This window comes from Methylocaldum sp. (assembly GCF_035627495.1).
Taxonomy (GTDB): domain Bacteria; phylum Pseudomonadota; class Gammaproteobacteria; order Methylococcales; family Methylococcaceae; genus Methylocaldum.
In genome coordinates, this window is the sequence record NZ_DASPLO010000159.1 from 22,204 (window position 1) to 36,739 (window position 14,536).

The 14,536-nt window shown below is 56.2% G+C and carries 10 protein-coding genes and 2 pseudogenes; 11 read left to right on the forward strand and 1 reads right to left on the reverse strand.

Features of this window, described 5'->3' with window-relative positions:
* Nucleotides 1-153 precede the first annotated feature (153 nt).
* From VEB01_RS13885 to VEB01_RS13925, 9 genes and pseudogenes are all read left to right on the forward strand, one after another.
* Nucleotides 154-1,101, forward strand: coding sequence for a hypothetical protein (locus VEB01_RS13885; protein ID WP_324876401.1), 948 nt, complete (start codon nt 154-156; stop codon nt 1,099-1,101).
* Between the two features lie 109 nt (nt 1,102-1,210).
* Complete coding sequence (locus VEB01_RS13890; protein WP_324876403.1) at nt 1,211-3,112, forward strand: ATP-binding cassette domain-containing protein; 1,902 nt, start codon at nt 1,211-1,213, stop codon at nt 3,110-3,112.
* 519 nt (nt 3,113-3,631) lie between these two features.
* Nucleotides 3,632-5,065 carry a CmpA/NrtA family ABC transporter substrate-binding protein gene (locus VEB01_RS13895; RefSeq protein ID WP_324876405.1) on the forward strand — a complete coding sequence of 478 codons (1,434 nt, stop codon included), beginning with the start codon at nt 3,632-3,634 and terminating at the stop codon, nt 5,063-5,065.
* 75 nt (nt 5,066-5,140) lie between these two features.
* Nucleotides 5,141-6,133, forward strand: coding sequence for an ABC transporter permease (locus tag VEB01_RS13900; protein ID WP_324876407.1), 993 nt, complete (start codon nt 5,141-5,143; stop codon nt 6,131-6,133).
* 10 nt (nt 6,134-6,143) lie between these two features.
* Complete coding sequence (locus VEB01_RS13905; protein ID WP_324876408.1) at nt 6,144-7,874, forward strand: ABC transporter ATP-binding protein; 1,731 nt, start codon at nt 6,144-6,146, stop codon at nt 7,872-7,874.
* A 649-nt stretch (nt 7,875-8,523) separates the two neighbouring features.
* On the forward strand, nt 8,524-9,363 hold the full coding sequence (locus tag VEB01_RS13910; RefSeq protein WP_324876410.1) for a formate/nitrite transporter family protein: 840 nt from the start codon (nt 8,524-8,526) through the stop codon (nt 9,361-9,363).
* Nucleotides 9,364-9,803: 440 nt separating this feature from the next.
* The gene (locus tag VEB01_RS13915; RefSeq protein WP_324876454.1) at nt 9,804-11,543 is read left to right on the forward strand and encodes a bifunctional protein-serine/threonine kinase/phosphatase; all 1,740 of its coding nucleotides are present in this window, start codon (nt 9,804-9,806) and stop codon (nt 11,541-11,543) included.
* 1 nt (nt 11,544) lies between these two features.
* The gene (gene cynS, locus VEB01_RS13920; protein WP_324876412.1) at nt 11,545-12,036 is read left to right on the forward strand and encodes a cyanase; all 492 of its coding nucleotides are present in this window, start codon (nt 11,545-11,547) and stop codon (nt 12,034-12,036) included.
* A gap of 377 nt (nt 12,037-12,413) precedes the next feature.
* Nucleotides 12,414-12,608 (forward strand): annotated as a pseudogene (locus tag VEB01_RS13925) (transposase); the annotation flags it as partial.
* 113 nt (nt 12,609-12,721) lie between these two features.
* On the opposite strand, the gene VEB01_RS13930 reads toward VEB01_RS13925, so the two are convergent.
* Nucleotides 12,722-13,186 carry a hypothetical protein gene (locus VEB01_RS13930; RefSeq protein ID WP_324876414.1) on the reverse strand — a complete coding sequence of 155 codons (465 nt, stop codon included), beginning with the start codon at nt 13,184-13,186 and terminating at the stop codon, nt 12,722-12,724.
* 281 nt (nt 13,187-13,467) lie between these two features.
* On the opposite strand from VEB01_RS13930, the gene VEB01_RS13935 reads away from it, so the two are divergent.
* Entirely contained in the window at nt 13,468-13,833 is a 366-nt protein-coding gene (locus tag VEB01_RS13935; RefSeq protein WP_324876416.1) for a hypothetical protein, read from the forward strand.
* A 25-nt stretch (nt 13,834-13,858) separates the two neighbouring features.
* A pseudogene (locus VEB01_RS13940) lies at nt 13,859-14,251 on the forward strand (ABC transporter ATP-binding protein); the annotation flags it as partial.
* Nucleotides 14,252-14,536 lie beyond the last annotated feature (285 nt).

Genomic DNA, 14,536 nt, shown 5'->3' on the forward strand with positions numbered 1-14,536 from the left:
GCCGTCTTGAATCCAAAAGCGGCCCTCGTTAAAGGGCTTACGTTTTTCTTTCTGTCCCTGTCTTTTATGCCGGCGCCGGTAGCCGAAGACCGTGGGTGCCGGCCTGAATTAGCCTCGGCAACCGAACCGGGCCTTGTTCGATCGCCGGCTCGCGTGTTGATTATTCCGCTGTTAAGGAAAGATCAGGATTCCGGAGAGAGCGAGCGCTGGCCGGAACAGCCGGCCGCGCAAATCGAGGCGTTCTACCGCGCCCGTTTCTCGGCACAGGTGACCCGGTTGCGAGATATCCGCGTCTGGGACGACTATCACCGGCAAGCCGGCTTATTGATGCAGCGGTCACGGCCTTTCGACCGAGTGATTCTTATCGGCCATGGCGGATTCGACGGCCCCATTCTCAACGACCGCATCCTGCGAAACACCCTAAGTCTCGAAGGAGACGAGCGTAAAGCAATCCGGGTCGTGGAGGCGCAGCCCGGAATCGAGGAAACTTTTACCGTTACCTATAATATCAACCAGAATCGGGAATTCAGCGGATTCATGGACAAACGATGGAAAGAACTGTCCCGAATGGATCCCGCCGAGGCCCGGAAAATTCTGATACGCAAAGAGCGCAAACTGCAGTCCCTGGATACCGCATGCTTCGAACGCCAATGCCCAGCCGGGATTTTGGCCGCCATTCCAAATGCTGCCGATCGCGAGACCAAGCGCGAGGTCTGTGAATCGGTATGCCGGAATCCGCTCTTCGTTTCCCGGTTATCCGACGAGCTTGCCCCGGACAGGTTCCGGAGCTTCGCCCGAAGCCTGCGTTCGCTCGTCCAGCCGAACGGTCTGATCGTGCTCGGCATGTGCAATCCGGGCAGCAGCGCACCGGAAAACGAATCGCCCTGGGACGTGGGCGCCACCCTGGTTCACTCGAATTTAGCCTCCGGTCCGCACGAAACCTATGTACACTTACTCGCCGCCGCGACGGGGCGAACCGTAGCCGGACCCATCGGCAAAACCAGCGCCGAGGATGTGGTAAATCGGATAACACTGTATGAAGAACGGCGGCCTCAGCGTTATCTGCGTATCATCGCGCCGACCTCGCACTGTGCTCCCTGAGTTCCGTGTGGTTATCGTACGGAAATCCCGTTGAGCCCTGATCGGCCCGACTCGGTGCGATAACTCCCGTCTACGCGTAAAATCCTGATTTTTTATACTCTACTTTCCGATGGCTCTAATTACCTTCCGCAATATACACGTCAGTTTCGGTCAGCCTCTGCTGGACGGTATCAGTTTCTCCCTGGACAAAGGCGAGCGGGTTTGCCTCGTCGGCCGCAACGGAACGGGAAAATCAACGCTGCTCAAGCTCTTGGCCGGCGATTTGATCCCGGATGACGGCGAGGTCGTCACGTCCGAAGGCTTGCGGGTAGCCCGGCTCGATCAGGAGGTTCCGCTCGACGCGACCGGCAGCGTATTCGACGTCGTAGCGGGTGGACTCGGCGATACCGGCGAGCTGATTCGGCGGTTCCATGACGTATCCCATCGTGTTGCAACGCACTCGGATCCGGCGGTATTGGCGGAACTGGAGCAATATCAGCACGCCATCGATGCCATTGGGGGCTGGGACATCCACCGAAAGGTTGAATCCCTGCTTCACAGGCTTGATCTTCCGATGGACGTCGATGTCGAGTCCCTGTCGGGGGGGCTGAAACGCCGGGTGCTGCTGGCAAGAGCCCTGGTCAGCGAGCCGGACGTACTATTGCTCGACGAGCCTACCAACCACCTGGATCTCGCGGCCATCCTGTGGCTGGAGGAGTTCCTGCTCGGTTGGCCGGGAACCTTGATCTTCATCACCCACGACCGGATGTTCCTGCAAAAGCTGGCAACTCGGATTATCGAACTAGATCGGGGCAAGCTGTTCGACTGGCCTGGCGACTACGCCACCTATCTGAAGCGCAAGGAAGAACAATTGGACGCCGAGGCCAAGGCTCAATCGGAATTCGACAAAAGGCTGGCTCAGGAAGAGGCCTGGATTCGCGAAGGCATCAAGGCGCGCCGCACGCGCAACATGGGCCGGGTACGCCGCTTGGTCGACATGCGCCAAGAGCGCGCCGAACGGCGGGGACGCACGGGCCAAGTCAGCATGCTGCTCCAGCAAGCGGAAAAATCCGGGCGGCTCGTGGTGGAAGCCGAGGACGTTCGATTCGACTACGGGAATCAACCGATCGTGCGCAAGCTCTCCACCACGATCCTGCGCGGCGACAAAATCGGCATCATCGGCCCTAACGGCTGCGGAAAAACCACCCTGCTCCGCCTGATGCTCGGGGATTTGCAGCCGACCTCCGGCCGTATCCGCCTGGGAACCAATCTGCAGATTGCCTACTTCGACCAGTACCGATCGCAACTCGAAGAAGAGAAATCAGTTATTGAAAATGTCGCTCAAGGCAGCGACCGGGTGACCGTCAACGGCCGCAACGTTCACGCCATCGGCTATCTCAAGGACTTTCTCTTCAGTCCCGAGCGGGCGCGCCAGCCGGTAAAGTCGCTGTCCGGGGGCGAACGCAACCGACTGCTGCTCGCCCGGCTGTTTACTCAGCCCGCGAACCTATTGGTACTTGACGAACCGACCAACGACCTGGACGCCGACACGCTGGAATTGCTGGAAGAGCTGTTGACCGATTACGACGGCACGGTGCTGGTGGTAAGCCACGACCGCGCTTTCCTGAACAATCTCGTCACCAGCGTTCTGGCGTTCGAGGGCGACGGCGTGGTCAACGATTACGTGGGCGGCTACGACGACTGGCTCAGGCAGCGTCCCGCACCTGAGCCAGTCGCTCAGGGCAAGCCAACCGACGTAAAGCCCGCTCTCCAAAAATCGGTTAAGGAAAAACCCAGAAAACTCGGATTCAAGGAACAGCGCGAATTGGAGAAGCTGCCTCAACAGATCGAGGACTTGGAGGCCGAAATTAACGCATTGAACGAGGCCATGACTCGGCCGGAATTCTATCAGCAAGGCAAGGAGGCGGTTACCGCAACCCAAGCGCGCCTGGCTGAGCGGCAAGAGGTTTTGGACTCGGCCTATGTACGTTGGGAGGAATTGGAATCGCTGCGGGAAGCAGCGGGTTCCTGAATCAAGCTTCCGCCTCAATACGACGCACAATCCATGACGACGCCCTAAATGTGAGCATTTCTTCACTTTTGGTGCAATTAGCGCCGGATTACTGCTTACAGGCAATGAATCTTCCCGCACCGATGGCCTCTTCATCACGACATTTTCCCGGCCTTAGAACATGGCACTAAACGTGCTTTAGAGACAAGCAAACCCAACGCGCCAATGGCGGCGCGAGAACCTTGGACAACGGCGTCTTGCTACCCTCCCTCGATGGCAGCCAGGCGTTTTTTTTTGCCCAACAATAACTGCGTTACAGCCGGAGAACTGACAATGAACGTAAGAAAATGCAAGCACGGGAGCGGTCGTGATCCAGTCGCCGATAAATAGTTATTTCACGATGTCGCGCGGAGTTAATTTCTTTTCAGCGTATTAGCGTCCATCCCGACGAAAGCGGCTTCACCCCTCGCCGGGGACTGCCGTTGCATCGGAATCGGCGCATTTTTGTTTTTCCATCAACTTTAAATCTGGAGCATGACGATGCGAGACAAGAAGGCTGTACTAGGAGAGGGGGTCCAAAAGGACGGCGTCCGTAGACGCCGGTTTCTGCAACGGGTGGCCGGCGTTGCGGTGGCAGTTGGGCTCTGCGGGTTGATACCCATTGGTTCGCATGACGCACAGGCGGACGTCGGCAAACCGGAAAAAACCTCGCTCAAGTTCGGCTTCATTAAGCTGACCGACATGGTGCCATTGGCGATTGCCTACGAGAATGGCTACTTCGAGGACGAGGGCCTGTCCGTCACGCTGGAGGCGCAGGCCAACTGGAAAGTGCTGCTCGACCGGGTGATCTCGGGTGAACTGGACGGCGCCCACATGCTGGCCGGGCAACCCATCGGCGCCACCATCGGTTTCGGCACCCAGGCCGACGTCATCACCGCCTTCAGCATGGATCTCAACGGCAACGGCATCACCGTTTCCAATACGGTGTGGGACGAACTCAAGAAGAAGCTGCCGATGAAGGATGGCAAGCCGGTGCATCCGATCGACCCCAAATACCTCAAGGCCGTCGTCGACGGTTACAAGAAGACAGGCAAGTCGTTCAAAATGGGCGTGGTGTTCCCGGTGTCGACCCACAATTACGAGCTGCGCTATTGGCTCGCGGCCGGCGGCATGAATCCGGGCTATTACTCTCCGACCAAGGGCGACATCAGCGGCACGCTCAAGGCAGATGTGTTGTTGTCCGTGACGCCGCCGCCACAGATGCCGGCCACCATGGAAGCGGGCACCATCGATGGCTATTGCGTGGGCGAACCGTGGAACCAGCAGGCGGTGTTCAAGGGCATAGGCGTGCCGGTGGCCACCGACTACGAAGTGCAGGAGAACAATCCGGAGAAGGTGTTCGGCGTGACCAAAGCCTGGGCGGAAGCCAACCCGAACACCCACATCCGCGTGGTCAAGGCGCTGATCCGCGCCGGGTATTGGCTGGACGCGGAGAACAACAAGAACCGCGCCGAGGCGGTGAAGATCATCTCGCGTCCGAATTACGTGGGCGCGGACGAGGCGGTGATCGCCAACAGCATGACCGGCACCTTCGAGTACCAGAAGGGCGACAAGCGCGAGGCACCCGATTTCAACGTGTTCTTCCGCTATAACGCGACCTATCCATACTACTCCGACGCCATCTGGTATCTCACCCAGATGCGCCGCTGGGGCCAGATTCCCGAACCCAAGCCCGATTCCTGGTACATGGAGATGGCGAAGAAAATCTACCGTCCGGACATTTACGCCATCGCGGCCAAGGAACTGATCGCCGAAGGCAAGCTTAGCCCTCAGGATTTCCCGGATTTCGCCAAGGAGACCGGCTTCAAGGGTCCGCAGAAGGGCTTCATCGACGGCATCGTCTACGATGGACGCAAACCCAACGATTACCTGAAACAGTTCAAGATCGGCCTCAAAGGCAACGAGAAGCCGTAACCGGCGAGTCGTTCTTCATTCAGTCACGTCGGCGGGCCCTTGCGCTACACGGGCTCTCCGACAGGGAGGATCAACATGACGGCACAAACATTACTGCAACGATTGAGCACTCTGACACAGGCCAACGGCACCGGGGATTCGAAACTGTCGGCTATCTTTCACGACAACTGGCCGTCCTTGTTCGGTATCGCCATTTTTCTGGTGCTCTGGCACGTTGGCGCCGGTGGGATCAAAACTTCGCTCGGGGAATTGCCGGGTCCCGCGGCGGTGTGGGAGCAGGCCGGCAACCTGTATCAGGAGCACGTCGCGGAGCGAGAGCGAGAGGCGGCGTTCTACGAACGCCAGGAACGGCGCAAGGAGCGGTTTCTAGCGGAAAATCCAGGCCAGGAGTTTACACCTCTGCCGTACACGGGCAAACCGACTTACCTGGATCAGATCTTCACCAGTCTTTATACGGTGTTCGCCGGATTTACCATGGCGACCCTGGTCGCCGTGCCGTTGGGAATTTTGTGCGGGCTGAGCAAATCCTTCCAGAACGCGATCAATCCGCTGATCCAAATCTTCCGGCCGGTATCACCACTGGCCTGGCTACCGATCGTGACGCTGGTGGTGAGTGCGCTGTACGTGACCACCGGCACGCCGATGTTCGAGAAATCCTTCATCATTTCGGCCATCACCGTGACCCTGTGCTCACTTTGGCCGACCCTGATCAACACCGCCGTGGGCGTCGCCTCCATCGACAAGGACCTCATCAACGTGTCCAAGGTGCTGCGGCTTTCGACCCGCACCAAGGTCATGAAGATCGTCATTCCATCCTCGCTCAAGCTCATCTTTACCGGGCTGCGCCTATCGCTTGGGGTGGGCTGGATGGTGCTGATCGCGGCGGAAATGCTGGCGCAGAATCCCGGTCTCGGAAAATTCGTGTGGGATGAGTTCCAGAACGGCAGTTCGCAGTCGCTGGGGCGCATCATGGTGGCCGTATTCACCATCGGCTTCGTCGGCTTCCTGCTCGACCGCATCATGCAAACCCTGCAGCAACTGGTCAGCTTCGGCGAACGCTCGAGTTGAGGAGATCGACATGCTAAGTCAGCAACGCATCTACACCAACGACTTCGAGAACCAACCGCCCGAGGTACGGGCGCCCCGTGCGCTCTCGCTGGAACTGAAAGGCGTCGGCAAGGGTTACGGCACCGGTGCGCAGCGGACCGAAGTGCTGAAGGACATCAACCTTCGGATCGAGGAAGGGGAGTTCGTCGCTATCGTCGGGTTTTCCGGCAGCGGCAAGACCACCCTGATTTCGCTCATGGCCGGTCTCCTTGAGGGCGATGCCGGCGAACTGCTGTGCAACGGCAAGCCGATCGACGGGCCGGGCCCAGACCGCGGCGTGGTGTTCCAGAGCTATTCGCTGATGCCCTGGATGACCGTGCGCCAAAACGTGGCGCTGGCGGTCGATCAGGTATTTAAGGATGCGCCCAAAGCGGAACGGGCGGCGCGGGTCGAGAAATATGTCGCCATGGTGAATCTCACCCCTGCCATGGACAAGCGTCCCGCCGAACTCTCCGGCGGCATGCGTCAGCGGGTGTCGGTGGCGCGCGCGCTGGCGGCCTCGCCGGAGATTCTGCTGCTCGACGAACCGTTGAGCGCTTTGGATGCGCTGACGCGCTCCAAGCTCCAGGACGAAATCATCCGCATCTGGAGCCAGGAAAAGAAGACCGTCGTGCTCATCACCAACGATGTGGACGAAGGCATCATCATGGCGGATCGCATCATTCCGCTGAAGCCCGGCCCGAATGCGACCTTGGGACCGGAATTCAAGGTTGCCCTGCCCCGTCCGCGCGACCGCCAGGCCATCAACCACTCGCCGGAATTCAAGCGTATCCGGAGAGAAGTGACCCAATATCTCATGCAGATCAGCCATGAGCGGGATATTGCCGCCTCCGACAATATCGTCAGCCTGCCGCCGGTCCTCCCCAACACCGCACGCGAGCACCAGGCGGCCAACGTCAAGGCGGTTCCGGCAAAAGCCAATTTGGAGCGCTACGTGGAGTTCTCCCGCGTCTCCAAGATTTATCCTAGCCGCAAAGGTCCCATCAAGGTTGTCGACGGCTTCGATCTCAAAATCCGCAAAGGCGAGTTCATTTCCATCATCGGCCACTCCGGCTGCGGCAAATCGACCGTGCTGTCCATGGTGGCAGGTCTCAACGATATCAGCGAGGGCGGCATCGTCCTGGACGGGCGGGAAGTCGTCACCGCCGGCCCCGATCGCGGCATCGTGTTCCAGGCCCCGAGCCTGGTGCCTTGGCTCACCGCTTTCGAGAACGTCTGTCTCGGCGTCGAACAGGTCTATCCCCACGCCAGCAAGAAGGAACGCATCGACATCGTCGAGCATTATCTCAGCCGCGTCGATCTATCCGACGCCAGAGACAAGAAAGCCAGCGAACTTTCCAACGGCATGAAACAGCGGGTCGGCATCGCCCGGGCGTTCGCGCTCTCGCCCAAGCTGCTGCTGCTGGACGAGCCCTTCGGCATGCTCGATTCGCTCACGCGATGGGATTTGCAGGAAGTGCTGATGGATGTGTGGACCCGCACCAAGCTGACGGCCATCATGGTGACCCACGATGTGGACGAGGCGATTCTGCTCGCCGACCGCGTGGTGATGATGACCAACGGGCCGAACGCGAAAGTCGGCAAGATCCTCGAGATCGATCTGCCGCGTCCACGCACCCGCAAGATGCTGCTGGAACATCCGAACTACTACGAGTTGCGCGAGCAGTTGCTCACTTTCCTGGCGGAATGCGATCACGATTGATGAAATAGGTCATGCTGAGGGACCGCCACGCCGGACACTGCAAGGGCGGTGAGTAGCTCGCACGGAGCGCAACGCGATGACGTTGCCGAATAGCCTTTTCGCTCGTTCCCAGACGGATGGGAACGGGAAAGCCGAAGGTTGAAAACCCGCGCAAAAGGAAAGCGGCGGCTCAAGGTGCCGCTTTCCTTCCCCTTCCCGACCCCGCCGGCTCAGGCGTAGGCCACCTCTTTATATAACCGAGGCCAGCAGCCGCAGGCCCCCCATTCTGCTCCAGGGCATGTTGGAATGTGGGACCAGCCCCATATGCACCCGCGATCAAGCGGTGAGCCTCGAGAAAACAAGGCTGTCGAGGATGGTCAGGCGAAATTCCTGAGAGCAGACCCCGTATGCCCCCCTGTTCCGCTGTGCACCATGTTAGTTCACACGATATCTTTTGTTCTATTCCAAGCCGCACAAAATAAGGCAATCACCAATATTTATCAAAAACTTAGCCAGAATAACGAAACTTGGCACAAAATACGCTTATATCGAGCTGAGGTTTATTAAGCAACGGCGCTTTAACCCCTTTAGGGTTATGGCGCTTTTTTTTTTGCCTCAGTAGTTCTTCATTGAGCGACCTGTACTAATAATTGAGCTAGAGGAAAAAAATATGTCTTATTTAGTCCCGTCAGAATTTGTCACCAAGATGGTAGATGCAGGTGAATCGAAAGTATTCATGTCAACCAGGGATACGGTGATCAGAGCGTATATGGCCGGCGCCATCCTGGCATTGGCTGCGGTGTTTGCGGTTGCAATGACCGTACAGACGGGCTCTCCGCTCATTGGCGCCATGTTGTTCCCCGTCGGTTTTTCCATGCTGTATTTGTTGGGCTTCGATCTACTGACCGGGGTGTTTGTCTTGACGCCGCTTGCATGGCTCGATAAACGCCCGGGGGTGACAATTGGCGGTATTTTAAGGAACTGGGGGTTGGTCTTCATCGGCAATTTCTTGGGGGCGTTTACCGTGGCGGTGATGATGTCGATCGTTTTCACGTTCGGTTTCTCGACAGACCCTAATGAAGTAGGTCAAAAAATTGCCGGTATCGGGGAAGCGCGTACGCTAGGTTATGCAAAGTACGGCGCGGCAGGCATGCTGACGCTCTTTATCAGAGGCATGCTTTGCAACTGGATGGTCTCTACCGGTGTCGTCGGGGCGATGATTTCCACTTCGGTGAGCGGTAAGGTGATCGCCATGTGGATGCCAATCATGCTCTTCTTTGCGATGACCTTCGAACATTCGATCGTCAATATGTTCTTGTTTCCGTCAGGTTTGATCATGGGCGGAAAGTTTTCGATCATGGATTACCTTATCTGGAATGAAATTCCGACCGTTGTGGGAAATCTGGTTGGCGGGCTCGCGTTCACCGGACTGACTTTGTATTCCACGCATATAAAAACGGCGCCCAAACGGGTCAGTAAGGAACGTATCTCGGTAGGAAGAGCAGCCTGACGCGTGACCTCTCATGCCGAAAAGTTGGTGAAGAGGGACCAGCGAGACTGGTGATAAAGGACGATGGCTGGCGGATTCCGGATGAGTTGTGGGAGCGGAACGGTGGGTCGGGAGGCAGACCTATGGCCGGCTTAATCGGTTTAGCCGTATTTTGATCCGCTTGGAAAAACGGGCGATAACGATCTTGCCATGCTCTACTTGGCCTGCAGCATCATCGCCTGGCGTGCAACCAGCCCACTGGGATCGGCTCCAAATAATTTGCAATAAAATGAAAGAGCTTCAGCTGTCTACACGGTTGAAGCTCCCTAAATCTCGTTATTGATCCGGCCCCGTGAGGCGTGAAACCGTTTGTGCTGAGCTTGCCGAAGCTGTGTAGTCTTTCCACGAGCTCAAGGCGGGTGGCTTTAAAGCTTTACCAGGTCGGATCTATAAAAACAAAAATGCCCAGTCAATTAAGAATCTCCGTAGGACAGCACTCTGACAAAGGCCGTAAGGAAACCAATCAGGATTTTCACGGTGTTTGCATACCAAAAGAGCCCCAGTTGAGCTTTAAAGGAATTGCGATTGCGCTGGCCGACGGGATCAGCAGTAGCGATGTGAGCCAGATTGCCAGCGAAGCCGCTGTTAGGAGTTTTCTTGAGGATTATTTCTGCACTTCAGACGCTTGGTCTGTCAGGAAGTCAGCACAGCGGGTTTTGATCGCGACCAACTCCTGGTTACATTCACAGACCCAGCAAAGCCAGTATCGTTACGATAAAGACAGAGGTTATGTGTGCACCTTAAGCGGCATGGTGATCAAGTCAACCACCGCACATATTTTTCACGTCGGCGATACGCGCATCTATCGATTGCATGATAACTCCTTAGAGCAATTGACCAACGATCATCGGTTTTGGGTATCGCAGGACAAAAGCTATCTTGGTCGGGCTTTGGGGATTAATCCTCAGCTCGAAATTGATTATCAAGCATTGCAAGTGGAAGAAGGCGACATTTTTTTGTTCGCGACAGACGGCGTTTATGAATATGCCAGTCCTCATTTCATCATCAATGCGATCAAAGACCATGAAAACGATCTGGATACCGCTGCGAAAGCGATCGTGGACGAGGCCTACCAGCAAGGCAGTCCGGATAACCTCACGGCTCAGCTCGTTAAAATCGAGAACTTGCCCAAGCAGGATGTAGATGAGCTCTATCAGCAGTTAACCGAACTGCCGTTCCCTCCGATATTAGAAGCCAGAATGGTTTTTGATGGCTACAAGATCGTCAGGGAGGTGCATGCCAGCAGTCGCAGCCACGTTTATCTGGCGGTGGATAATGAAACCAGCGCGCCAGTCGTCATCAAAACGCCATCGATCGATCTTCGGGGTGACCCGGCTTATTTGGAAAGATTTTTGATGGAAGAGTGGATCGCTCGGCGCATCAACAGTGCGTATGTACTGAAGCCCTGCACACAGACGCGGAAACGCAACTATCTCTATCTCGTTACCGAATTTATCGATGGTCAGACATTGACGCAGTGGATGATCGACAATGCAAAACCGGACCTGGAAACCGTGCGTGGCATCGTTGAACAAATTGCCAAAGGATTACGCGCTTTTCACCGGCTGGAAATGCTGCATCAGGACCTGAGACCGGACAATATCATGATCGACAGCACCGGCACAGTGAAGATCATTGATTTCGGTTCGACGAAAGTTGCCGGCCTGATGGAGATGACAACAGCCATCGAGCGAAGTCATCTGCTAGGTACTGCACAATATACCGCGCCGGAATATTTTCTAGGCGAAAGCGGGACAACATATTCCGATATGTTTTCGCTGGGCGTTATAGCTTATCAAATGCTGTCGGGGAAACTTCCTTATGGCGCCGAAGTCTCCAAAGCCAGAACCAGAGCCGCACAAAAGAAATTGGCCTATCACTCTGTACTCGATGACGATCGGGAAATCCCGGCCTGGATCGATGATGTGCTCAGGAAGGCAGTACATCCGAACCCGTATCAGCGTTACGAGGAATTATCCGAGTTTATCTATGATCTGCGCCATCCGAACCAAGCGTTTCTGAATAAGACCCGTCCACCGCTCATCGAACGTAATCCGGTAGTTTTCTGGAAAAGCGTTTCCTTCATTCTGACAATTATCGTTTTTACCTTGTTATTTAAGTTAACAAATAGAGGTATCTAAAATGAAAACAACACCGATACAAACACCGTCATCTTGCAAAGCCGATTCTCTGCTAACCAAAGAACAAATGACGGACCGCATTATTACTGCAAAAGTAAAAAAACAACTCACTTGGACCGCCATTGCCGAACAGATTGGCGTCGATGAAGTTTGGCTGGCCTCGGCTTGTCTTGGCATGAATAGCATGAAACACGACATTGCCGAAAAACTCTGCGCCATTCTGGAACTGCCGATTGAAGTTCAAGCCGCCTTGGAAATGTTTCCTTACAAACAATGGCCTTTCGAAATACCCCAAGATCCGCTTATTTATCGGCTTTATGAAATCGTCGGCGTTTACGGAGAAACCTTGAAAGAAATCATTCATGAAAAATTCGGAGACGGTATCATGAGCGCGATAGATTTCAGCATGACAGTCGGCAAAGAAGAAAACCCTGCCGGCGATCGCGTCGTCATCACCATGAACGGTAAATTTTTGCCTTACAAATCCTGGTAAAAAGGATAGGAAATTCAATGGGCTTGGCTGCCCATTTCAGGGGGACGACGCCTCTCGGGTGAGCCTCGAGAAAACGAGGCTGTCGAGGATAGTCAGGCGAAATTCGCGGGTACTCGTGGCGTCAAAAGGGCCTATGCTGATGGCCGTCCGGCGTTTTCGGTAAAGGACAACTCTGCTGGGCTCGACGGGACGAGTCGGCAACCGGGTGAAAGGGTACGCTCGAGTGAGAGCGGCTATTAGCTCACCGCCCGGTCAAATTCGAACTCCGGCGCCGGTTCGCCCTGCTCCGAATCGTTGGCGGAGGTTGAGTCCCAGTCGAATACACTCTATCACTACTTCGCCAGATTCATGGTCCAACCATCCGGTTGTTCCGAGGTATGATTATGGATACGAATTGGGAACAGGAACTGGCGGAGTGGCTGGATCCCTTTTTGGAGGGGCTAGGGCATAAATCCCGGCAGCGCTGGGCACCGGTTTATCTGCGCGGTCTGATTGGACCCGGGGAGCGCAAGAGCGTCCAGCCGATGTCCGCACGTCTGGCGTCGGCGGACCACGAGCAGTTACATCACTTTCGGCTGAAAGCCGCCGGCCGGGAAAAAAAAGCGCGGCACCGCACACAGGCCGCCGCCCCAGCCTGACGATGGTGCGGCGCCGGCTACTGATCGCCCTTGAGCCGCTCCTGATCTTAAGATGTCCTGTCTGCCATCATCGCTTCCGGCGTAAGCTCACCAGATAAGTGGCGAAGTAGTGCTAAGTTCCCCCACCGCGTTTCCCCGGCCAAGGCCGAAGACAGACGAACACGATAGTAAAGAGACCAGCGCTCGGCGCCGTAGATCACAATCGGACGCTCTGGATCGCGGCGGCAAAGTTCGTTCACGAGATGCACCCCGACCGGTCCCGCGCCCACGACAACGATGGGTGTGACCGAACTCCAGGCTTTATGGCTGTATTCAGGTAATGCCGACATTCCTCTTCCGAAATCCAAAAAAAGCGCCCATGCTCGGTGCGAAACCGAGCATGGGCGCCTTTGTCCTCGAAACAACGAATGCCGCTGTTCGTGCTCCTCGAGTTTTAGAGAAAATTCCTCGTCGTCGATAGCATTATGCGTACCATAGACAATAAATAGATATTTATCATCTACTTGCCGCATAAACGAGGCAATGATGCGGCCTATGGATACGTTTTCCGCACCACAACGGTCCCGCTACGCAGCAAGGCGCACGATCTCAGGAACTGAAGCGCTTAAATGCGAATTACGAGCTAACTGAGAAGGAACCAGCCCAATGGTGTCTCTAGGAGTATTCCGCAACACTCCGCCGGGAGACAACCATGGACTGGCAATCACAACTTATCACGCTGTATCTGACCGTGTGCCAGCTCTACCGCCAGGAGCTCTGGGTCCATGTCTAGCGCTTTGCGCCCTATGCCGATATGAGCTTTACGGACGAAGGCGTCATCACGCTCTATCGGTTCGGCATTGTCGATAAGAAACACGCGATTAAGACACTCTATACTCATGCCGAGCGCTATTGGCGCGATTGGTTTCCCCATCTGCCGAGCTATACGGCTTACGTACAGCGTCTGAATCGACTGGCGGACGATGCGGCCGACCGGCTGTTCTCAACGGCTGTGTCGCGGATTCACCAACCTATCGAAGAGCTATTCCACTGGCTTCAGGAGAAAACCGGGATCGAGGCTGCCAGCAAGGTCCGCTCCTACCGGGGACTCCTCGTTCATGTCTTCGGCCGGCCAGCCGCCGCTATACTTCTGTTGAACGGCCTGCCGCAAAGCGCTTAATTCGCATTTAAGTCACGCCGAGCACAAGCATCCTCACGAGATATCCGGCGGGATGAAGCAGCGCGTCGGGATCGCCCGCGCCCTGGCCATGGAGCCCAAAGTTCTGTTGCTCGACGAGCCGTTCGGCGCCTTGGATGCCCTCACCCGCGCCAATTTGCAGGACGAGCTGATGCGCATCCTTCAAGAGAAAGGCAGCACCGCGCTGATGGTGACCCACGATGTGGACGAAGCCGTGCTGCTCGCCGACCGCATCGTCATGATGACCAACGGTCCGGCCGCCACCGTAGGCGAAATCCTGAAGGTCGATCTGCCGCGTCCCCGTAACCGCCTGGACTTGGCGGATGACCCGAAATACAACCATCTCCGCGCCGAGGTGCTGAAGTTCCTGCACGAGCGCCATGCACGGAAGGCAGCATAACAACTGGATCCCAACGGGCGGCTCCAATCCTGTGCGGTGCTCCGCTCAGCCGCCCGATGAACTGCACGGAAATACGCCTATCCACGAGACGGCCCGCTCGGTATTCGCGCATCCGCACCAGCCATGTGCACCTTATTTTCCGAATTGGTGCAATCTCGGGTTGACGGCTTCGTCCTTCCCGCGACGAGACATTCGAGAGATCAAAAAATCAGTAGCTTGCACTATGCGATAGCATTGGCATCATCCGTGCACAGTTAGATACAACTGTTTTGGTGCGCCAACGAC